The sequence below is a fragment of the Bacillus altaicus genome, assembly GCF_042136375.2.
GTDB classification, from domain to species: Bacteria; Bacillota; Bacilli; order Bacillales; family Bacillaceae_G; genus Bacillus_A; species Bacillus_A cereus_U.
In genome coordinates, this window is the sequence record NZ_JBHHFZ020000002.1 from 45341 (window position 1) to 68946 (window position 23606).

Consider the following 23606-nt stretch of genomic DNA (forward strand, 5'->3'; position numbering starts at 1 on the left):
TCTCGTTATTTCTTATGCTCTTATTATTACATGGAAACAGTAAAGTAACTATCTTATAACCTTACATAAAGATGACAGTTCTGTAAGGATGAAAGAAAACAAGCTATCTACAAAACCCCCTTGTTTCTTGTTGTAGATATATATTAAAAATATACTTTACACTCTCCGTTGCAATTGCTCTATCTTCCCTTACAAGTTTTAACAGCAAGATACTTAAAAATGTTAGGCTAATAAGCTTTATGAACCTATATTTTTAATCCAGTCTATAGAAATCTTGCACTAAAAATACAATTGTTATGATAACTATGAGACCATTAACTATAAGAGCTATTACAATCGATAATTCCATAGTAGGAAATAACATAATACACAGTGAAACAATGGATGCAATAAAGGGAACACCCTGCCTTGTTCTTGTTATGCAAAACCCTTCACTTTTTTAAGCTGTGGAATTATTCTACCGATAATTAGCAATAAAGGCGTGGTAGCCAAAACGCCTAACCATCCAAAAGCACTCTCAATAAACCAAGGTAAAAATGGCATGATTGAAGAAAATATGAATAAGTTCAGTACTAACAGAAATAATTGCATGCGAGATAATTTTATATGTATTTCTTCTATTTCATTACGCCTCAGAGAAATACATAAAAATAAAATGAGCCATATAATGGGCATAAAATCCATAATATGACTCATTTTCACACATATCAACGCCAACTATTTAATCTATTAGCCTACCGTTCATATATTTTGGTAATAACTCCCTCATTATTAAATGTAGCCTGGTAATGTCTATCTCCTACCCAAATATCAGTCTCTGTGTTTCGGAGAAGTCTACCATCGTGTAGGGCATAATATTTCTTTCCTTCAAATTTGTAATATGTATTTCTTACCTTTTCTCCGTATACGCGTAAACTGTCACCTTTGGAGAAGAGATATAGTTGGCCATTGATTTCGTGAACACCTGTTACCTTTTCAGCTTTATCGTTTAGATAGAATGGTATACCATCAATGTCAACAAACCCTGTCTGCGTAGCTTGTCCCCAGTCATTAAAATAATATGTTTTTCCGTCAATAGTTTCTGTACCATTCACAGTAGAAGATTTTCCATCTCTAAAATAATATTTTTCTTCACCAAATTCCTTCCAACCGGAATAGTTAATCCCATCTTCTAAACTAAAATATTTCACTGTATTACCTAATCTGCTGACCCCTAGTGGCTCAAGTGCACCATTTGGGTAAAATGGTAATGTTTTATTGTCCAAAGTAACATTAACTGTTTTGTTTAGAGCTTTTCCATCCAACCCAAAAACAAGCATAAGCACACCTTCGTTGGAAAAACGAAGAGTGACACCTTGATCTTCTAAACGTAGTACATTTGTAGTAGCCTTGTAATCTTTAAAATAATAAATTTTATTATCAATTTCTTTCACGCCTTCTTTAATAAACGCTCCTGAAGCATCGGAATAGGATAGGCCTTGCCATGCTGATTTCTGCAGAACACCGTCATCGTTGAAGTTATATTGCTTCCCATCAATTAATGAGTCAGATCCCCCCCCTGAGACCCTGTGATTACTATTTAGATTAAAATAATACGTATTCCCCTCAATTTCTTGCCAGCCCTTTAAAAGAGTTCCTGAAGAATCCGCATAATAATGAGCATTATCTCTTTTTATCCAACTATTTGTTATCAATTTTCCAGAATTGTATGCAGTCCATATAGAGCCATCTTTTGCATCAGCTTTGAACTCTAACCCGTCATATGTCTTTCCTTCATGTTTCTTTGTCTCATTTTTCTTACGAGGATGCCAATCAATCAACCAATTATTCCACTCATGTGCTGCAAGGCGAGCTGTGAGTTTACTAGCTTCATTAATATCACCAGTAGTCCACGCTGGTGCACTTTTACCAGTTCTAGGAACGTATAAATATTGCCCTTTATTATTTTTTAAAGAAAACTGACCGTCTTTTCGAACAACAAGATCCCATATTTCATCAGAACTGATATCTCCATCATGAGTATAAATCCATTGACTGCGATCTCCTGATTTAGAAGTAAGATATCTTACTTTCCCATTAAAGACAGATGATATAATAACCTTATTAGATCCCTTTTTAATCGGTGTAATTGTAAAAGCAGTCCCTGAATTTGAATCCCAGTCACCTGCTTCATGGACATAATCCCCAGCTTGCATGTTTATTCCATCATTTACAATTTTTATAGAAATAGGAGAATATTCCCCGTCTTTATGGTTTGTGTAAACATCAAGTGTACGTTTCTTCAGATCCTCACGAGCTTCAGGATCATTCGTAGCATAATTCGAAAGAACGTCCTTGCCTACTGGCTGCGAAGTAATGGTTGCTAGTATACGTTTTTCTTCTGGTAGTTTACTGAAAAGGTCTTCGTTTACATAGCGAATATCACGCAAACCAGAGCCATTAGTAAGAAAATAACCTGGGAATTCTTGTTGTTCAAATCTATCTGCTAAAACATTTTTACTACCGCTATTGTCACTTTTTAGATAATAGGTTTTGAAATTCGTAAGTGAAACCCCCGTATTTCCTTCATCTAATTGTTTTTGTGTAATATACAAAATATCATGTTTAGATAGTTCTGGCTCTGCAGGAGTTAAGTCTACTATTGTACCAGCATTCTTAATACGAATTTGTTCTCCATGTTTGATTGTTTTATATTCGACTTTCCCATTTGGATAAGAAAGTTTAACTGTCTTGCTAAAATTTTTATCTTTATAAAAATCAAACGCACTAATACCAAACTCTCCTTTGTTAAAAGTAGGAGCTTTGTAAGCAACGTTTTCAAGACGAGCAGCATAACTGTTTTTTGCATCTATTTCTTCTAACCATTTCCCAAATGGCTCTTTAAGAAACGCGTCATAGATATTTCCAAATGTTGTAACGATCGTTGCAAACGTATCAACATCTGCTTTCACTTTATATTCTGTTACGGGGCTTGCGCTAAATAAAATCCCCATTGCAATCCCTACAGGAAGGACTTTTCGCATACTTTTTTTTGCTTTTCCATTCATAATTGTGCTCCTCACTTTGTGCTACCCTATTTTTTCTATTTATTAAACTGCATTTAACGTTCCGAAGTTTATCTTAGTTTAAATACCTTTCAAAAGTCTTTCATAAATGTTACAAAAGTCTTTCATTAATATCGTATAAAATTCTGATTTTTTTACGATATTCTATATTTTTTCAGCTTGGCCCCATGCTCATTAACCGAAGGTTTTTAAGTATCACCAAAAAAAATTTAATTTTAATCAATACTAACTAAAAGGAATCATTTATCTCGTTCTTGTTATACAAAGGCTTTTTCTTTTCTTAAGATATGTCATAGTTACACGAATAAATAATAATAAAGGTGTAGTAACGAAAATCCCAAGTAAACCGAAACTATCTTCAACAAACCAAGGTAAGAACAGCATCCTTGAGGAAGATATAAATAGTTCCAGTACCAGAGAAAATAACTGTACGAGTAATAATCTCACACTTATGTTTTTGAGATTCATGGTGTTAAGCTCTTCGCAAAAGTGTATTTTTAGACTATATGATCGGTGGTTTACTTATGTATCAATCCTTTTATTCTTATCGGTATGTCTAAGTTTAAGAAATTACTTACAAAAGTACTGAAGTGTTTGTATGAGAAGCAATGAAATGTTTTTGTAATATTTATGAAAGACTTTTGAAAGGGATTTAAATTAATATAAACTTACCGATAAGAATGTAAATATGTTGGAAACAGTATAAATTAGAAAGTAAGGAGCACATCCATGAAGGAAAAGATAAAGAGATGTATAAAAAAAATCCCCCCTGTAGGAATAGCGATGGGGATTGTATTCAGCTTGAACCCATTTACAAAACATAAAGCGAAAGCAGACGTTGATACGTTCGCAACGATTGTTACAACATTTGGTGATACCTATGATACGTTTTTAAAAGAGCCTTTTGTTATCTTTTTATCCGAACAAAGTGCTAAAAATGATTATACAGCTAACAATGAAAACCGTGCTTATAAAGCTCCTACTTTTCACAAAGGAGAATTTGGTATTAGTGTGTATGATTATTATAAAAACCAAAACTTTTCTAAGAGAATTAAAATTTTCTATACAGATGGGAAAGTTGAATATAAAACGATAAAACATGGTCAACAACTTCTCATTAAGCAAGCAGGTATCATAGTGGACTTAAATCCTGATGCCTCGGATCTGTATGAACATGCTATGTATTATATTACACAAAAACAATTAGATGAAGGGAATACTGGTATTGCACTTACGAATTGGCAAACATATTACTTAAAAAATGACAATAGTGGTCAAATGAATGGTCCTTTAGCTCTAAAATATATTAGACAAGAATTTCCAAATATAAAACCAGGTAATCCTTCTTTTGACCTAGAGAAACTTTTTCATGCACTACCGGGAGAGAAGCGAAAACTGGCAACGATAACTTCGAATCCAGTAAAAGAATCTGAAATTTTTAGTTATACCTCTGATGAGCTTGCGGAGATAAAAAGACATAAGCTCGCCGTCGTTACACAACATAAAAATAAAAAAGAAAGTCACAGGTAAATGAATTCATTAAGAAGTGATACAAAAACAATGTTTTTGTTTAAAGTAAAATTTTCTTTTTTTGATATGATAACCTCTAGAAGATTTACAAACATTTTTAACGAGTAACTAATCAACAAGTCAATTTTCTGTACGTTAAGAAAATTGACTTGTTCTTTGTCTAAAGCTACTTAGTGCTTTTATCTCGACCCCATATAGGCCTCAAATTACAAATGTTTCAAGATAGCTTTATATAGGAAACTACAAGACAAAGTATAAAAAAATCACCCGCTGAAATTGGGGATTTTTTCAGATGTGGCGGGTTATTCTTTGAATCGTTTCCGTACCCCAGTTGGTTCTAGTAATCTCCTATTAATCTTCTTTTATTTATTTTGTTTATATTACGGTACGTGAAATTATTATGTTGATATTAAAAAAAGCCCCTTGAAAGGAGCCACTTATTTTACAAGGTACTGTTCTACTTCTTTTATTAATAGTTTTGCACCTTCTGGACTTAATGTTATCTTACCATTTGCTAAGGTTATGTTACGATTTGACACCTCTCCTGTTAATGCACAAACACTACCAGGCTTATACTTCTGTAACACAATATCTTCACCTTCTACAAAGATCTCTAATGGTGATTTCTCTTTAATACCTAGCGTATTTCTAAGTTCCTTTGGAATTACCACACGCCCTAAGTCATCTACTTTTCTAGTCACTCCGGTTGCTTTCATCTAGCATCTTTCCCCATTTCATTATCAATTGTACCCAAGTTATTCTTTACTATTGTAACAAGCTTTCCCCATACATGAAAATTTAGTTTCATTTACAAAAGAACAAGTTAAACAAATAGAGGATTTTTGGCACGATAACAAGATTAGTAACCGAAATGAAGCAATTCGTCAGATCGTAGGCTAAGGGTTAAGTCGTAAATAATGACTACCCTTTTTATTTTTCCTAAAAAACCTAAAAACGCATGTAAAGTCCGTTTCTCCCTTTACATGCGTTTTTATAACAAATACGACTTATTGTATTAATAACTTCATCAAAATCCCATAAAACCAAATCTGAAGAGTCGTTTTTTAGTTAAACTGATTTTTTTCATGTATTCTTTAAACAAATGAAAAAAGAGCCGGATTTTCATCACAGCTCATTTATTAATTGGTTCTGTATGTGTACATGTAGGGTAATGGGAACAGCCAAAAAATTTATTTCCTGTTTTATTTGAATTACGAACGACTAAATCATGTTTACATGTTGGGCATTTCCTTTCTGCTGGTTTTACCCCTTGATATACATCTTCAGCCGAATATTCGGGATTAATTTTATTAATCAATTTTTGAAGTTCTACACGGTCTATGAGTTTTACATTGCATGCCTCCGCTAATTCTTTCGCTTGCCTTGTATACACGCTGTTCGTTACAACCCAGCCCTCATGTGCTTTATAATAGGCTTGTGCTGCATATATTTCTTGTACAGCACTTATACCAACTCTATTTTTCATCCCGTATCGTTTCGCCTGGATCACAATACGATTTTTACCCTTTAATACTAGATCTGCACCGAAATCATTTGACTGCTTTGTGACCATTGGGGAATAACCAAACTCTCGAAAGAGAGCCTTCAAATACACTTCGAATTGATGTCCGTCCATTTTGTCTATATAGCGAATACCGGACTTCGCCATTCGCTTCAGCATTCTCCGCTCCTGGATCTTTCGGTACACAAATTTACAAATACGTAAAAGAACATAAATAATAAAACCATAAATCAAAATCTGTAGTATGTTTGGCATAGATGGTATATTAGACACTTCTCTCCACCTCTTTAATTGGTTTCATTTTCTTTGGTTGAGCTGTTTCTTTTGTCTGTTGTTCACTCACTTGTTTCTTCCGGACATCGTTCCAATCTTTTTCATTCGTTGGAATATCCTCTTTAAGATCTACAAAGCATTTCATCGTCTGAATGAAGTCTTTACCAGCCTTATCGTTATCAACTGCCATAATGACTTCTTTAATATCGTGCCCTTCTTTTTTCGCATCCATTAAAGATTGAATCACTGTTTTCGACTTCAATCCATGCATAGAAACCAGGCGAGCATTTTGAATTTTATTTTGCTTGATGCTCCAATGGGATAACATGTCGATTGGATCTTCATAAAAATAAATCTTATCCGGCTTACCTACATCAACCGTAAAACCTGCATGGATTTTTTCATAATTCGGGACAATTTGCTTAAAGCTTCCTCTTTTATTCTCCATTTTGACAGTACCTTGACGGTTCATTCCAATTACTTGCCCTTTGCCCCCTTCTTCTCTCCATTTGAACACCACATTATTTTTCTTATCCTGGACGATGAGATCCTTTTTTATTAACCAGTTCACCAAGCGAGAATCTATTTTTCGTTCATCAATTAAGTACTGTTTGATCTCTGTTTGTTTCTGCACCTCTAAGTGTTTTGGATAGATAAATGGCTGCTGCTCTTTTTTGCGTTCCTCTTCAGCTTTTGAACGATCAAATTCTTTGTAGTCCCCCTTCTGAATGTCCATCACGGCTTGAGGGAATGTCATGTCATAGTACATCATGGCAAAGCTAATCGCTCCATATCCTTTTTCCCCTCGACTATTCCAGGCGTATTGATTCCCTTTAATGATGAGACTGTCATGTTCCGTATGACGATAATAGTTTCCTTCTTTCTTAAACGTTTCTCCTTTTGCTTCCAGATATGAAATCAAGTCAACTTTTCTTGCTTTCATCGCATCCTCCGTACTGACATGTGCCATTACGGAATCCCCCCTTTACTCTATAAAATGAAATAAAAAAGAGGACTATTCCGTTTCCTAGTCCTCTTTTGCTACTTATAGTTGATACATTTCATTTTTATTTGCCGAATAAGAATTTTAATCGCTTCTCCTGTACGCTGTATGATAAACGAGCGTCAAATTTCTTCCCGTTTTTATTCGAGATAAACCCTTTAATCTGATCCGTCACATTTTTTTCTAACAACTTTTTCACATGGTTACTACTTAGATTTTTTCCAGAGAATGTACCAAAAATGATGAAGTCACATCCCTTTTTGTATCGCTCACATAAGTAATTACTTTTTCCTACAAGAACTCTACTTTTGCATAGTGGACATTTGCCAATTGTACGATCTTCAGTCGTTGGAAAACGGAATTTCAAACTTCCGTCCGCTTCCATATAGATAGCTGCTGTAAATTCTCCCTTTTCTCCTTGAAAGCCGTTTATAAAATCCGTTGTTTTATACTGAATTAGCTTTTTCATCTGATTACCAGGGATTGCTTTCCCTTTCATCTTGGCTGGTAACATAAAATCACATCCGTTTTTATACTCCGTACATCCATAAAATGTTTTACGATGAAGGATCTCCCCTTTTTTACATTTTGGACATTTACCAAATGACAGCTCCTCTTGTGTTGGGAACTGAAATTTGATTTTCCCTTCATGTAACACTAGATAAGCGGAAAACTCTTTCTCATTGGACTTAAATCCTTTTAAAAGCTCTGTTTTCTTATCCTCAAACAGCTTTTTCGCTTGCGCTTCCGGAATCGCTTTTTCTTTGATTTTCTTTGGTAGAGAAATTTCACATTCTGGATAATTACTGCACCCATAGAAATTACCTTTATGAAGGATTTTTCCTTTTCTACAAGGGCATTTGCACACCTCAATCTGCTGATTCCAGGTATTAATGATGCTATCGGACACCTTATCATCCATTGCGCCTAGTTGCTCTACAGTATCCTTTACAAACGTATTTGTCTTCTCTACAAATTCCTCATATTTCATTTCATTCTTTTCGATCATGTAGATCATCCCTTCCATTTCTGCCGTATAAGCTGGATTTTTGATTTCATCTACCGGAAAAGCGTCTATAAACGCACGACCAATATTAGTGGTTCGAATCTGACTGTTGGTAACATCAATATAGCTTCGCTCTAACAGTTTCGGAATAAACGTTTCTTCCGTTGCGACTGTCCCAATTCGTTTTCCTTTCATAAGTTCTTTCAATTGTTCATCATCCAATTTACGCCCTGCCGTTTCCATAAAGGTCAAAATGGAACTTTCCGTATGAAAGGCTGGTTTCTTTGTTCTTGACTCAATCAAGTCATACTGAACGATTCTGAAAGAATCTCCTTCTCGTAAAATAGGTATCTGAAATGCTTCAACTGATCCCTCTTCTATATCCTCTTGAAACACACTTAGAAACCCTTTCTCTTGTAGGATCTTTTCTTTTGTACTGTATGTGTTGCCCTCTTAATCTATAAAATGTACTTCTCTTACCAGGTAGATTGCCGGTTTCATAAAATTCCCGATAAATCGTTTTACAATTAAATCATATAACTGTTTTTCTAATGGATTTCGGTTGGTCCCGACATATAATTTTGTTGTTGGGATGATGGCAAAGTGACTACTGACTAATTCATCATTAAATGTAGTGTGTTTTTTTGTAATAGAAGATGGGATTACTTGTTGTACGAGATTTACATAGGAGCTTTTTTCTAATGCTGCCATTACTTCCTTCACTCGCTCCACTTGCTCTGTAGGTAAATGCCTGGATGAAGAACGAGGATAAGTAATAAAGCCTTCTTCATACAAACTCTGAATATATTTTTTTGCTGTTTCTGCATTTATCTTCATCTTAGCGTGAGCATCTTTGTAGATATCCGTTAAGTTATATAATAATTTTGGTTTCTTTTTTCTCGTACTTTCTTTAAATTCCGTTACGATTACATTCGTTTCTTTCAAGCTATCTCCAAGCTTTTGTAGTGGCGATGGATCTATCAGTTGCTCTTCTGTTTTCATTACTGGTGATAAACCGTTTTCCGTTAGTAGCTTTAAATTGTAATAGGTTTGTTCTTTATAGTTTTGAATAGCAATTTCCCTTTGCCGGATTTCATTCAAGATACACATTTGAACACGACCAGAAGCCAATAAGAATTGGTTTCTGGCTAGTTTTGATGTACAGCCCCTCGTAACATTAATTCCTAGAATATAGTCCAGGTATTGCCTTGCTTTAGCCGATTGTGCAAGCCCGTCATAGTCTGTTCCTGGTTCTAATCGATTCAAGGCTCCCTCTAGTTCTGCGGCTTCATAAGAAGAGATAAATAGGCGTGATTCTCGCTTGTTCACGCCTGCATATTCATATAATTCACGATAGATAAGCTCACCTTCTCTATCTGCATCACAGGAGTTGACCACATGATCTACATCGGGACGATTTAACAGCTTAGCTAATATTTGAATTTGTTCAAGACTATCCGATTTCTCTTTATATTCCGGCTCTAAAATAATTGGCAAGTGATCAAATTTAAATTCTTTGTATCTCTCGTCCATCTCCTCCGGATGTTTTAGTTCTAATAAATGCCCCCGGCACCAACTAATAATGTAATTTTCATTTTCATAGTAGCCATAGTACGGTTTGCTTCCTGGATGCTTTTGCGAGTTTCTAAATCTAGGTGATTTTAATAATTCAACAGCTACCTTCGGCTTTTCTGCAATAAATAACGTTTTTCCCATAAGTAGTACCTCCTATTAATCTACAATTTCAGTTTTACGTTTCCATTTCTTATTTCTCCGCTTTTTCATCATTCTGTGACCGAATAATAACAACGTGTTCAAAAAGACTGCTACAAGGAACATACAGCCCGCAAACAGCCATACATTCATAACGTTCACTCCTTTCGTTCTATAAACAAGAAAGAGGGCTTTTACTTTTACCCTCTTTCATTTTTAGATATAAAAAAATCACTCTCCGTTATCTCAATTGAGTAACAAAAAATGATTTAATCTGGTTTTCCTGTTATAAAGTTTTTCATCGTTCCATTTCCAGTGTTTCTCTTTTTCTACTTGATTTCTTTGTAGCCTTCGCCTGCTCTACATTACCAGGCTCTGGTTCCTTGTCTTTTTCTTTACTATTCGTTTGTTTTCCGTTTAATGGCTGAAATTTTTTATCTACATCCATTTCCTTTGAAGTTGTAAACTGATTCACCGTTATTCCTTCTTTCCCAAGCTTCTCATCCACCTGGTTTTCTAATTTCACTACGTGTACCTGGCTTACCAGCTCATTATCAATCGAAACATACTTTGTCGTATAATATCGCTCTTCAGCTTTTACACGAGTGACAATACTATCAATATTATCTGGTGTTTCTTCATATTGTGAACGTCTGTATGCTTCATATTTCCGGCTTAAATCCTTATCTAACGTAGTTGACTCTTTTTCTTTTGAAAATTGAATTTGTTGATCTAAAGAGGCAATAGGTGCATATCCTTCCTTCTTCATTTCTTTATACAATTCCACTTCTTTTTCATTAAATGAGTGATCTTTTTGTTCCTCCGCTTTATCAACTAAGAGTCCATATCGTTCATCTTTTACGATTTCATCTAGGCTCATATTTGCATCCTTTTCATGAATGACAAATGACAAATTTCCTCTTCCATCAAAAATAGAACCTTGAACCTTTTCATATAAATCTGGTTTCAAAATGTTATCTAAATAAACATTTTCTCGTTTCCCGTTCTTTTCCATTAGGGAAACATATAAATCTTCCCGATCTGTTTTATCTTGATTCCATACAGACAAATAATTTATATCTTTCGTAACAGCATCCAGCATGTGGATTCTTGCAAGTTCTTCATCTTGCATACCGTTTGCTAATACTTCAATTGTAACTAAGTGGTTGGGTGTCTCTTTCGATTTTTCTAATGTATTTTCTTGTGATTTTTCCATCGGTATTTCTTTGTTACTTCTATGATTCACTACCTCATCTCGTAACGCTTGTTTCACTTCATCCGATAGATACCTTTTCTCGTTTAATACTTGTTCATACGGTGTCTTGTAGTCCCCATCTCCCATATTCATACGATCCATACTCACAAGCTCCATTCTCCCAAAATCCCTATCAACTTCTTTTGGGATGGCAATATGATAACGAGCTTGATCGTAAGGGATGGTTTGACCTCTTTCTTTAGCTTCTTCTCTTGCTTTTTCAATACTTGAAATAACTTCAGCCATTTTTTCATCGGCTTCACCAAACGGGATCAGTTGATTAGCCTTAAAATTTTCGTTGTCGCTCCATTGAACTAACATAGTTGGGCGATTAATTTCATCCTGATTTAGTGCTGCATACTTTTCTTGATTTGCCACGTTAAATGCATCAATAAATTCTTTATCACTCAATTTTTCTGCACCTTCTACAGATTCAAACGCTCGATTTCTAACTGCTTGCTCCCTTAACTCTGTAATGGAAACAGGCTCTTGTGTCGTGTTACTTAAACTCATGTATTCCACCAATAAAATATTTTTTTCATCCTGTTTTTCATTTTTATTTGCCATCCCTTCCACCTCTTTTTCATTTGTTTTTTCTTTTTCCTTTTCTAATGTGTTTTCAATTGTCTCAATAAATTCAATTGAAGTTTCATGTACTTCTTTCAATAATTTCGTTTTATCTTTCATTTCTTTTCCTTGTGTCCAGCTCGCTAAATATCCTAACGAATATTCGCTTGTATCAATCCCAAAATAAGAAGAAACGGCATAAGCTGTCATTTCTGCTTGAAACTCTTTTTCTGGTGCTGTGTAATTCATATGTGTCTCTGCTGTATGAAGTTTTGCATGTGCCAATTCATGAAGAAGTGTTTTTACATTTTGTAATTCACTGTTTCGTGGATTCAAAGCAACCTCTTTTGTTAAGGTGTAACTTACACCCTTTGCAACACCCAGCTCTGCTTTTGGTGCAATAATTTTCACACCGTTTTTTTCTGCAACAGCTTCCATCCCTCTGTACAAACTCTTGTAATCTTTTATGCTTCCTTCTAGCCAACGATTCGGAAAAATACGAGGTAGATCTTTTGCTGTTGCGCTTGTTTGCGACACATCAAACACATGACCGATAGCAAAATATAAGCGACCAGGTATCACTTCTACGCTTTTAGATTCGATTTGTTTTTTCTCTTCCTCACTTGCTTTAGTTACTGTTTTCCAAGTGCCTTCTTTGTCTTTAAATTTTGCTACAGTTCGGTTTGGAACAAGGATCTGGATTCCTTTCTCGCCCTTCTTAACCGCAAACCCTTTTTCTTTCCAAAAAGAAAAGGAACCAACTGCACTGGCTCCCTCGAATTGACTCTGTATTAATGAAATATTAGATGGTGAATAGTGATAAAACTTTGCCATAAACGTTAAATACTCTTTCAAATCTCCCGGTGTACGAAAATAACCTTCTACGCTTTTTTCCATCTTTTTTGTTAAAGCTTGCACAGCTTCTTTCTTTTCTTCTGGTGATTTCGTTTGATACTTTTTCTTATAATTCTTACTCATGATCTTCTCCTACTCTTTCACTCGCTCTTTGCAATTCCTCCATTTCTTCTTCATTCCATCTCTCAGCTGTATCAAAGAAAAGCTCATGAGTTTTTACATTAACCGGAACTAGCATATTTTCTTGATTCATGACATGGATTGCCAGTTCTCTCACTTGTTCTCTTGTAATTTTAATTGTTAGTTCTTCATCTTTTACAAGTAACACAATATCATCTTCTCCAATTTCTTTAATGACTCCTAATGCGATATCTTCATGAAATAATAACATCTAAATAACCTCCTGTTTTTTGATAAAAAAACAATGTAGCTTACGTTACATTGCTCTTTGATGCCTCATGATCTATACGTTTTTGTCTTGCATTACTAATCCGTTCCGCTACGACTTCTTTTGCTATCTTCACGCCACCGACTTCTATTTTATCCGTTGTAATAATACTTTCTAAATCCAGGTCATTAGCAAAAAAGTATCCATTCATTAATTCAATTAAAACTTGTGTATTTCTATCCGCACTATTTGCACCAAGACGGATTTTTGTTAGTTCACTTTTCAACACATCGTGTAAGTTTTTTGATACAACTTCAGAAATATAATTCAATGACCATTCTGTATTTTTTGATGCCTGGTGTTCTCTACAAATCCTAACAATTGCTTCACCGTTATATCTGATATTGTGTTCTTTCATATAATCTTTAATATACGTATCTGTTTCCTCATCCAATGTAATTTGCATACGAAAGTCTTTCATTTAATAACCCCTCTCATTTTGATATGCACTTTCTTTTTGCATACGCTCATAATACTTTTGATTCTTCCAACTTTCATATTCGCTTTTAAAAGCACGTTCCATTTTTTTCATTGAGTATTGAATAGATACATGCTCTTGAAATTTTTGAAACGGCTTTGACTTTTTCATGCGATGGATTCTTTTTTGTTCTTTATCATATGCCTTCATTTCTTGTAAAAAAGCGTTCCCCATTCTTTTATACAGGTCATTGATTTTATTCGTTTTATAATTTTCATATTGCTTCTTATCATATTTTCCTTCCCCATAAGCTTCTTTAAAAACTTGCACTTCTTTATCTAACTTTTTGAGAAACTGATCATAATCTTTTTTATGATGATGTTGAATATATCGCCTGCTTAATTCATCAATTTCTGGTTTCAATGGCTGAATTGTATTGTAGCTATATTGCCACTGTCTTTTATCACTTGGTAACTGTTTATAGATTTGTAAAAATAAAGGTTTCAAATGTTGATTGCGCCAATCAAAAACGGAATTTTCTTTTTTACTTCCCACCATGTTTTTTCGAATTAAATCATTAATTTGTTTTTGCTCCTGCTTACGATCTAACAGATTATTTACGACTTTTCCCCTCATCGCATCCAATGTTTTGGGTTTTCTTTTGCCACGTTCTCTCGTTGGAAATGGTTCAACAGTTGCCACATGAATATGAATATTATCCGTATTAAAATGAATGGCTGCCGACCAGATAGAGCTTTTTTCCAACCCCTCTCTTTTTTGCATTTCCTTCATCGCAAGCCGTGTTACATCCATCAACTTTTTTTCATCCAATGTTTTTGTTTTCTCATCATAAATGCCTTGTTCCTCTAGCCAAGGATTATGAAAAGAAATGACATCCTGCCACATGATACTTCCATTTTCATGAGCGGTTTTAAACATTTCCTTTAAGGATTTTTTTTCATTTTCTGTTAAACGATTTGCGTGTTCCGTAAATAGTGCCGATGTCTTTTCTGGATTCCCCATATATTCCTGATACGTTTCAAACATTTTCGGATTCAGCTTCACTTCACTTTTCGCTTCCTCCCGATCCACATACTCTATATAGTTCTGAAAAGCATCGGAACTCGGTAACACAAATTTCGTTTTTAATACAACACCTGTTGTGACTGAAGATTGAACAGGAACAGCATTATTCATTTTCAACATCCTGCATCATCATTTGAATAAACTCATTCATTTTTTCCATTGCGCTATAACAATCGCTCATCATATGGATGTTCTTTTCAATGAGATTTTCTAATTCCATTTCCCTTTTATTTTGCTGCTGAAAAAATGCCAGCATTTCAATTTGAGCTTTCAAAAATTTTTGCCGGGATAATCCTTTCCTCTTTGCAATTTCATCTATTTTCTTTATGGCAACTGGATCTATATCTCTTATTTTTAGATTCACAATTTCCGCTCCTTTCTGCAATTGTGGGTAGAGATCAAAAAATAGTGAGAAGAGCATAAGGGGTTTCTGCCCCCACCGAGGGTGTGGGGCTAGGCGGAGCCTAGCGAAACGATGGGGGCAAGAAAAGCTTATAGGTGTAGACTCACTCACGACTCATTTTTTCTTGATGTGGACTCACTCACGATACGAAATACCCTGATGTAGACTCACTCACGACATGACTTTTTTCACTTTTTATTAATTTCTTGTGCCTTTTCTTCTAATTTTTTGATCTTATCTCGTGCAATTTTTTGTTCCCCTTTAAACAATTCAACGTTCTTTTCTGATGATTTTATTTTAGATTCTAAAGATGCTATTTTGGATTGTGTTTCCGTTTTTTCCGCTTCAGTTTGGTACTTCATTTCATCTTTTAATTCTTTTACTTTTTCATAAACTGTCTTTGCATTTTCTTCTTCCAGTTTGATTGCTTTCCCATAATTTTTGATCTTTGTTTCGATATCTTTTTTGTCTCTTTCTATAAAATCTAGCTCATATGTTTTTTTATTTTCAGCTAACAATTCATCATTTGCTTTTGTTTTTCTTTGATCGGTAAAAATCGTCTGAACTAATTTATTCGTACTCTTTGTTGATGCATTTTCTTCTTCATATTCGTTAACATCTTGCGTGAATTTACGAATATCCATTTGTTCTTTTTCACCGTTTTTATTGTAAATGTCGAAAGCTAACGCTCCCCAATTCGGAGATAACTCTTTTACTTCTACCACATAATTTCCGTTCTCTTCATACAACACTTTGACAGGTAATTGAACACCAGACTTTGCCTTTTCTTGTACTTTAAATGTGAATCCTGTTTCCTCATATCCTTCTATTCGAAAGCGAATTTGTATAAAGTTTTTGTGTGGATTGTATTCCCTTTGTTCTACAATCAATTTTCCCATTCCTGATAACTTGATTACTTTATTTGTCTCCGTATGGAATAGTTTTTCATCGTTTGGCATGTAAATTTTAGATGTCAAGAAAGCGAAAAAACCCAAAAATAGAAAGCTGATAATTGTTAGATAAACCCACGACTTATTTTTTCTTAAATTGATTCTTTCACTCCTCTTACTAATTGCACCTATCACACTCTCACCCCACCTTTTTCGTTATAAAACTTTCATATTGAGTTCTTCTACACTCGTAACTCGCCATGTTTCCTTTTCCTTTTTTATAATGATTCGCAACACATTGTTCACTTTTTCTTCTCGCTTTTGCGCTGAATCTGTCGTGACATTTATAAATTCAGCTAACACATTTACCTCCTCTTTATCGGGTTCATTTTCTTGTAAATAAAACTTCATTTCTATTGGTTTTGTTTTATACGTATCTCCTAATTCGTATTTGTCAGTGGGATAGAATTGTTGTAAAAGTTCTTCGCTCATAATGGATTTTGCCTTTTCTTTTCGCTCACTGTACCCTTCTTTTTCTCGGTGAAATGATAATTGTATAAACATTTCGGCTGTCGATAAGTACGCCCTTCTCTGTTGTTCTTGTGCGGAAGGAAGCACCTTATCCAGACGTTTTTTTAAGTCTTCATTTTGTTTTGTTAGTAATTCATTTGAAAGTTTTAACTGTTTTTCTTTTCCATCACTCATTGATTTTTTGCTCAAATAGATATTAAAAGCTGTCACACCTACAACTAAAATGACAAACACAATAAACAAAGATTTTCGTTTATCTTTCATTCTTTCAGTCTCCTATTCTTTCGGCTTTTAGAACCTTCTTACATGACCAGAAAAGACTTTTTTCCAATACGGATTATTTAAATCTTCAATGGAAACACCTTTATTTGTTTGGCATCCAATGAAAGTATTTTTATCAATTACAATTCCAACGTGTCCGTCATGCTTGTAGGTATCAAAGAAAATAACGTCACCCGGTTTCATATCATTTACTGATACTGTTGTACCAATTTTATTTAAGGTTTCCGTACTTACAGCTCCCATTGGACTAACATTCATTCCTACTTGTTCGAATGCCCAGCGCACAAAACTTGAACAATCAAAAATCCCTCTTGCAATGTCATTTGTGTTACGTCCTCCACCAAATACATACGTAGAACGCCCTATCCATTGACGACCTACATCGACAACTTTGGAACCGCTACTTCCTCCACTTCCTGGATTTCCTCCTCCACCAGAAACGACAGAACCCGGCTGATAATATTTTAAAACCGCATCAACGTACAGTATATCGCCATAACACGCTTGATACGGTACAGCTTCTGGTCTAAGGCAATGATACATACCAGTGTGGGCTACTTTTTTGTATTGCTCCTGTGAGAATTTTATGGCTAATTCCTTTGTATATTTACCACCATTTGAATTAACAAAATCAAAAAATCCTGTTCCAAAATTGTAAGCTTGAAGTGCTGTTTTGATATGATCCATGTCCCCTGGACTCGTTACTCCGGCTCTTTCTATCGCATGTTTAAACTCCTGTACACCAGCCCAAATACTGTAATCTGGATCTGTAATACAGTTTGGTGATTTACAATATTTCGTATTAAATGCGCCTTCGGAACTCTGCATCGGATCACTACCACGCCCTCCGCTTTCTTGCATCATTTGGGCAAGCATTAAAGCAACAAACGGTTCCACACCAAAGGCTTTCGCATGCTTCCGTATGGTTGGCTCCCATTTTAAAACTTCGGGTGAAACATTCATGACTTGCCCTTCACCTGTATACGTAATATCACCTGCGTCTGTTCCACTCTCTCCACCCATTGCCGCAATAAAAATACTTATAACTCCAAGTAAAAGAAAAGAAAAAAGACCCATCACAATTAGTGCTAAAGTGATGAGCCATTTCTTTGGTATAATCTTTAAAACTAGATGCATGGTATTAAGCACCTCCCCCAAATAACATCAATTCTTCGTCTGTTACTTCTACATGAAAATGAATGTTTTTTACAGCCCCAATACTTAAAATGACATCCCCTGTTGGCAAATGTGGAATGGCTGCAATCTCACTTTCACTTAACTGTCCTGCAAATACTTTTCTTAACATATCTAAACTGTTATTATCTTGTTGCATGATAAATTTGTACTGTGTAAGTTCAAATAGCTTTTTAATTTCATCAATCATTTCTTGTGAAGATCCTTCCGGTACAAAATCTCGAATTGTATGACTTGCATATAAAAGACCAGCAAAATATTTCCGATCTTCTCGGCTAAATTTAATTAAAAATTGTAAAGCGTGTGCACTTTCTTTTCGTGTGTTGTAGAGTAAGAACCCGACGCCTTTCCGTCTTCGCAGAGGTAGGTTTTCAAGAACTCCTCTCAGAACCGTACGTACTCCTCTCAGAGTATACGGCTCGCCATTTACCCTAGATTCGCCCTAATCCATTTTGCCAGCGTGAAGTTTAACATGGCAATCTTTACAAAGAACTAATGTTTTTCGTCTCCTAGCTATCATAAATTCTTCCCATTTTTTCTTACCTTTGAGGTCTTTTAATTTCCTCACATGATGAACTTCGCATTGTTCCTCTTTTCCGCAGTACTCGCATTTTCCTGCAAGTAACCTTTCTTCTAGAGAGGTGCGTCCTTTATATTCCATTTCGTTGGGCTTAGAATCTATTTCATAGTCAAATAATCTTATGCTTTTCAATGTAGGCGTTTTAATTGTTTTAAAACCCTCATTGTAGAGGGGACGAAATTTTGTTCCTTTCTTAGTCTCGTAAGAGACTCCAAAGATTCCTTTTTGGCTAAACTTCCTATAAATCTTGTGACAAGAAGTTTTGTATTTGTTGGCTAGTGTCATGGCACAACTCGTTTTCATAATGTGATATGCACCATCTAGCTTTCTCACATCTACCGCCAATTTATAGTACTCGTAGAATCCTCTTATTTCCGCATTATAGGTCGCTATAATTTCTAAATTATCATTCCCTATCAAATCCTTGCGATGGGTAGCTTTCCAGTTTCCGTTTTTTTCTACCATGTACTTTTTATTAAATAAAAAGTCTCTCATCTTTTCATGTGGTAGATGTAGCATAGGAATGCCACTAAGACTTCTTCGTGTAATCCCACTTGAAGAAGTAACTTTTTTGTTCCCTCCTACACTAACTTCATATCCTAGAAAAGACATTCGCTTTGATTTCGCATGGGTTATAAGAGTCTTTTCCATTGAAAGTTCCAATTTCAAAGTATTATCTAAAAATCTGGCGATTTTATCTCTAATTTCCTTAGCATCTTCTTTTGTTCCTATAACTGCAACAACGAAATCATCTGCGTATCGTATATATTGCAATCGTTTAAAGTTTTCATCCATTGGGTCCTCTGACGATATTTTTTCTCTTGCCATTGACAGTTCTTTAATTTCTTTTTCAACTTGTTTTATTTCTTCTTCGCTCAATTTTTGTTCTCGTATTTTTTTGTTACGGTTCCAAACCTTATTATTTAGGCTGCTATATTCGGGACTGTTTCGCCTTCTTTTGCCTTTGTTGAAACTGAATTTCAATTTCTCCATGAAAGAGTCTAATTCGTGAAGATATATGTTGGCTAGTATCGGGCTTACAATCCCTCCTTGAGGTGTTCCACTATATGCTTTATTGAATATCCAGTCCTCCATGTACCCTGCTTTTAGGAATTTCCATATTAGATTGATAAATCTTTCATCCTTTATTGTCCTTCTTAGTAAATTTATCAATGTTTGATGATTGATATTGTCGAAGAAGCCTTTAATATCTCCTTCTATCCACCATTTCACACCTGAGCATTTTCCCTTTACTGCCATCAAAGCAGTATGGCAACTTCTCTTAGGTCTAAAACCATGTGACGAGTCTAAGAAGCGTACTTCATAGATGCTTTCTAAGATTTGTCTCACAACTTCTTGGACTAATTTATCATCAAAAGACGGTATCCCTAACGGTCTTTGCTTACCATCTTTCTTAGGAATGTATTTTCTTCTTGCAGGTTTAGGTTTATAAGATTCCTTTTTGAGCGATTCGATTAATTTTTCAACAAGTTCGAGATTAAAGCCGTCTATAGTCTTGCCGTCAGTGCCCTCTGTCATGTTCCCTTCTTTTGCATAGATATTTCCATATGCTTTTAGGAAGAAGTCAGGATTATAGAGATTCTTGTATAGGCCTTCAAATACATACTCCTTGTTTCTGGCTTTTTTACTTAGGACGTCTAAAATCAGTTCAGGTCTTCTCATGGCATCCACCATAACCTTCCTTTATTTTTCAGATAGGATAAACTGTTCCCCTTCGCCATGTACTAGGCTTTCCCTAGCTCAGACTACTACGAGAACTCCGTTACCATATCGGATATTCAGATACCAGTTGTACCATAGCCTTATTCATGCTTTCCGACTTAGGTAATCCCCGTTTAGCAACTTATCGATACTTGTGATTGAGTTAGGAATCCCCGTTCGTGCGTTCACTCTATATTGAGCGTGGACTGATATGTTGGACGACACACAGAGCAATCACCAAATACTCTGCACTTTTGTTAGACGCAATCATAAAATACGCTAACCCTATCAACATTACCTCTTAACCATAATAGGTAAAGGAACACCATTACTCTCCTTGCACTGGGGTTCAGGCAATCCAGCTTTATTCCTTCTCAATCTTTTCGTCTCGACACTCAGTCGCAGGATGTATGGTTTACCTGACTTGTGCCTTTACACACCATGCTACACTCCCCCTTGGGTTTCCCCTTAGGATAAGGTGGTTGACGATAGAGAGTCGTCTTCTCTAGCCTTATTTAGGCAATCGTATAAGTCCCTTACGGGCGCACGATAATATGATGTGCTTCGTCAATAATAATGAAATATCGAATGACATCTTCAAAAGCAATTTGCTTTTTGTTAAAGGCTCTTAATTGAGGCGCACCATTTGAAATCATTTCATCCCAAAGGAGATTTAACACATTAAAGATTTGCGCTTGAAACACTTCTGCTTTAGAACTGGATATATTCCGTAAGGAAAAAGATACGACTTGTTCTTTCTTGAAATCTTCAATTGTAGAATGTCCATCGAATAATTGTGCATACACTTCTACTAGGTTCATAAGATTTAATTCAATTAATTCTAAACGATGGATTCTACTGTCTCCTAAATTTTCATGGTGTTTTTTACTTTCTACATCTTGATATAACTCGTTACGAACAAAATTTAAAAAATCGGAGAAGATAGGGTATTCTTTCGGTTTTCTTGTTGTAATTTCATTTGTTGCTCCTTTTTTATCATTCCATAATCCCATACGAATATATAATTTTCGAAGCAAATTTTCATACTCTTTAATTTCATCATCTTTTGCTTCTGGTGCAATAAAGCGATAAAAAGTTGTCACTTTAGATAAATGCTGAATGAAACTAACTTCCTCACTTTCTGCTGTCTTATATACTTGAAGTGGGTTAATTTGACCTTGTGATCCATCTAATGCAATTGTTTTTCCATTCAAGTCACGTACTGTTTCCTCAAATTCACCTACAATATCAAAAATACGGATAAAATGTCCTTTACTTGCATAATCCACGGCTTTCTTTTTTAGTAAGGTTGATTTTCCAGCACCAGGCTTTCCAACCATTACCCCGTTATAACCCTTTCTTTGTTTGTCTTTATGAAAAATATCAAAGATAACATTTCCTTTTGTTTTCGTTGTTCCATAATACGTACCGTATGGATCGTGCAAATAAGAATAGTGAAATGGACATCCACCAGCCAAACTGACTGCCGGAATTTCTTTCCCTTTTCTTCGGTTCACATAGTTTTTTTGTGTATCAAAACTCGTTACGAGTGCATCCCATTCATATTCTTGTTCATTTAAAAAGACAGCTCCGCGAAAGTTATAGGATTCTAATGTTTCCATGATTTCTTTCACTTGTTTTTCTAACTCATCTAATGTTCTAGCGGAAACATAGATACGGATGTGAATACGCTTCATGACTTCACCTTGTTTTAAGTCCGTATAAAGAGCTTCCAGCTCTAAGAATTCATTTTTCGCATCAATCCGATCTATATTATCTTTCGCTGTATCATGCCGAACACTTTGTTCACTCATGGATTTATTAATGGATTCAACAACCTCTTTTCGGTCATCACTCATTACATCTAGTATTGTAATCACATTGGGCATATTCATAATTTGTTCTAACCAAAAATCATTTACCTCTGTTGGATAATCATAGATATGAATACAAGTAGCAAATCCATCACCTGTTTGCACATAACTTTCTTTAAAACTGATTCCCCCTTGTGGCTGAAGCCTAGCTACTAAATAAGGGTTGTAACCTTTTTTCTTTTTTAGTTCTTTTTGTTTTTCCTTTTTGGATTTTTTACTTTTGAACGCAAACATCTTGTTTCCCCCTCACTACCATATATTTTTCGTTCCTAATTTTGCATTTTGATTAAACAATTTAAACATAAGCTCTAACTTTTTCTCTTCATCCACCTCTAATAGTTCGGTAGAGCGTTTGATATATCGCTTTGCTGCATCTACACGCTCTTTTACGATTAATTCCGTTTCTCCGTAAATAAATAAGAAGGCTTCCCGATTTGTTCTGCCCCATTCTAAAAACTGAAGTTCTTTTAACTTTTGATTTAAAATTCGCTCATACAAAGGACTGGTACATTCTTTAATTTTTTTCTCCATATATCGTTGCTGTTCGGTAGTTTGACATGGGAAGTTTAAAAAAACGAGTTTAATGGACTGTTTGTAAGCTTGATAAAAATACGCATGTGAGAAAATAACAAATGCTTGTTCATCGCTATTCTTAGAGAACATATCGTCACCTTCCACTTGAAGAATTTCTAAAAACTCCTCATTTTTCAGCTCAAATATGCCATCCTCCGTCATATCTATAATTTGCATAATTTCCGCAATACTTTTCTTTACCTTTGGTGGTGCTTCTTTCTTTTTTCTAGATAAAAAACCTAAAAGTTTTGGATTTTTCTTTTTCGAAACATCTTTCTTTGGCTTTTCTTTCTTCTGTTTTTTTACGTTTCTTTCTACCTTTATTTTTTCTTCTTCTTTCTTTTTGTTGGGTATCACCTTAACAATTTCTTTTGGTTCAGAAAGTGATTCTTTTACATTTTTTTCGTTAAATCGAAATACTTTTTTCTTCGGTCTTTCTAGTTGTTTTGGCTCTTCTTTCTCTACATCTTTTTCGCTGAATAACGCCATATGTGATCCCTCCCTTATTGATCGTTATCAACGGCACAATATGCGCCTTTTCTTCTTAGCAATGTAATAATCAACACTTCATACATTCGTTTTTGAGGATTCGTACTTGGTCGCCAAATCATGATAATTGCAATAGCTGCCATGAAAATAAGAAATGGTAATTGAAAGGAATCATGTACAAAGTTCCTAAGAATCATCGTTACAACTAATAAACCAATTAATAAAAAGAAATCTATTAGATAAAGCACTTTATTAATCCGTAATTCTGTACTGATTTCCTTCGGAATCCGATAGCTTCTCATCGGGATTCCCTCCTTTTCGACAATA

19 protein-coding genes and 2 pseudogenes are annotated in these 23606 nt (G+C 35.0%); 2 read left to right on the forward strand and 19 right to left on the reverse strand.

The genetic code is table 11. From position 1 onward, the window contains the following. Positions 1-734: 734 nt before the first annotated feature. Positions 735-3047, reverse strand: coding sequence for a cell wall-binding protein (locus ACE38F_RS26535; RefSeq protein WP_375370962.1), 2313 nt, complete (start codon positions 3045-3047; stop codon positions 735-737). 747 nt (positions 3048-3794) lie between these two features. Between ACE38F_RS26535 and ACE38F_RS26540 the strand changes: the two genes are divergently transcribed. After that, a complete protein-coding gene (locus tag ACE38F_RS26540; RefSeq protein ID WP_375370961.1) occupies positions 3795-4595 on the forward strand; it encodes a hypothetical protein in 801 nt (266 codons plus the stop codon). A gap of 437 nt (positions 4596-5032) precedes the next feature. On the opposite strand, the gene ACE38F_RS26545 is transcribed toward ACE38F_RS26540, so the two are convergent. After that, positions 5033-5311, reverse strand: coding sequence for an AbrB/MazE/SpoVT family DNA-binding domain-containing protein (locus ACE38F_RS26545; RefSeq protein ID WP_240381183.1), 279 nt, complete (start codon positions 5309-5311; stop codon positions 5033-5035). Positions 5312-5381: 70 nt separating this feature from the next. Here ACE38F_RS26545 and ACE38F_RS26550 point away from each other — a divergent pair, with 70 nt between their 5' ends. Next, positions 5382-5495, forward strand: a complete 114-nt coding sequence (locus tag ACE38F_RS26550; RefSeq protein WP_240381199.1) for a ribbon-helix-helix domain-containing protein — start codon at positions 5382-5384, stop codon at positions 5493-5495. A 232-nt stretch (positions 5496-5727) separates the two neighbouring features. Here ACE38F_RS26550 and ACE38F_RS26555 read toward each other — a convergent pair whose 3' ends face one another. From ACE38F_RS26555 to ACE38F_RS26635, 17 genes and pseudogenes are all read right to left on the reverse strand, one after another. Next, complete coding sequence (locus tag ACE38F_RS26555; protein ID WP_328069239.1) at positions 5728-6390, reverse strand: restriction endonuclease; 663 nt, start codon at positions 6388-6390, stop codon at positions 5728-5730. After that, complete coding sequence (locus ACE38F_RS26560; RefSeq protein WP_375370960.1) at positions 6383-7360, reverse strand: DUF3991 domain-containing protein; 978 nt, start codon at positions 7358-7360, stop codon at positions 6383-6385. The genes ACE38F_RS26555 and ACE38F_RS26560 overlap by 8 nt, the downstream gene beginning before the upstream one ends. 97 nt (positions 7361-7457) lie before the next feature. After that, positions 7458-10115, reverse strand: a pseudogene (locus ACE38F_RS26565) (type IA DNA topoisomerase). 15 nt (positions 10116-10130) lie between these two features. After that, on the reverse strand, positions 10131-10265 hold the full coding sequence (locus ACE38F_RS26570) for a hypothetical protein (protein ID WP_375370959.1): 135 nt from the start codon (positions 10263-10265) through the stop codon (positions 10131-10133). Between the two features lie 145 nt (positions 10266-10410). Next, a complete protein-coding gene (locus tag ACE38F_RS26575) occupies positions 10411-12912 on the reverse strand; it encodes an LPD25 domain-containing protein (protein WP_375370958.1) in 2502 nt (833 codons plus the stop codon). Next, the gene (locus ACE38F_RS26580; RefSeq protein WP_375370957.1) at positions 12905-13180 is read right to left on the reverse strand and encodes a hypothetical protein; all 276 of its coding nucleotides are present in this window, start codon (positions 13178-13180) and stop codon (positions 12905-12907) included. The genes ACE38F_RS26575 and ACE38F_RS26580 overlap by 8 nt, the downstream gene beginning before the upstream one ends. A gap of 40 nt (positions 13181-13220) precedes the next feature. Further along, positions 13221-13658: a hypothetical protein gene (locus ACE38F_RS26585; protein ID WP_375370956.1), complete on the reverse strand. Its 438-nt coding sequence runs from the start codon at positions 13656-13658 to the stop codon at positions 13221-13223. After that, positions 13659-14852, reverse strand: a complete 1194-nt coding sequence (gene mobP2 / locus ACE38F_RS26590) for a MobP2 family relaxase (protein WP_375370955.1) — start codon at positions 14850-14852, stop codon at positions 13659-13661. After that, on the reverse strand, positions 14845-15105 hold the full coding sequence (locus ACE38F_RS26595) for a hypothetical protein (protein WP_375370954.1): 261 nt from the start codon (positions 15103-15105) through the stop codon (positions 14845-14847). Before ACE38F_RS26595 ends, mobP2 begins: the two co-directional genes overlap by 8 nt. 227 nt (positions 15106-15332) lie before the next feature. Further along, on the reverse strand, positions 15333-16229 hold the full coding sequence (locus ACE38F_RS26600) for a hypothetical protein (RefSeq protein WP_375370953.1): 897 nt from the start codon (positions 16227-16229) through the stop codon (positions 15333-15335). A gap of 21 nt (positions 16230-16250) precedes the next feature. After that, entirely contained in the window at positions 16251-16829 is a 579-nt protein-coding gene (locus ACE38F_RS26605) for a mediator of RNA polymerase II transcription subunit 8 family protein (RefSeq protein ID WP_375370952.1), read from the reverse strand. Between the two features lie 27 nt (positions 16830-16856). Next, on the reverse strand, positions 16857-17984 hold the full coding sequence (locus ACE38F_RS26610) for a bifunctional lytic transglycosylase/C40 family peptidase (RefSeq protein ID WP_375370951.1): 1128 nt from the start codon (positions 17982-17984) through the stop codon (positions 16857-16859). Positions 17985-17988: 4 nt separating this feature from the next. Continuing rightward, positions 17989-18372 (reverse strand): annotated as a pseudogene (locus tag ACE38F_RS26615) (VirB4 family type IV secretion system protein); the annotation flags it as partial. A 111-nt stretch (positions 18373-18483) separates the two neighbouring features. Beyond that, entirely contained in the window at positions 18484-20304 is a 1821-nt protein-coding gene (locus ACE38F_RS26620) for a reverse transcriptase/maturase family protein (RefSeq protein WP_375370950.1), read from the reverse strand. A 575-nt stretch (positions 20305-20879) separates the two neighbouring features. Then, a complete protein-coding gene (locus ACE38F_RS26625; RefSeq protein WP_375370949.1) occupies positions 20880-22451 on the reverse strand; it encodes a VirB4 family type IV secretion system protein in 1572 nt (523 codons plus the stop codon). A 15-nt stretch (positions 22452-22466) separates the two neighbouring features. Next, entirely contained in the window at positions 22467-23279 is an 813-nt protein-coding gene (locus tag ACE38F_RS26630) for a hypothetical protein (RefSeq protein ID WP_375370948.1), read from the reverse strand. A 14-nt stretch (positions 23280-23293) separates the two neighbouring features. Then, the gene (locus ACE38F_RS26635) at positions 23294-23581 is read right to left on the reverse strand and encodes a DUF5592 family protein (RefSeq protein ID WP_375370947.1); all 288 of its coding nucleotides are present in this window, start codon (positions 23579-23581) and stop codon (positions 23294-23296) included. Between the last annotated feature and the right edge of the window lie 25 nt (positions 23582-23606).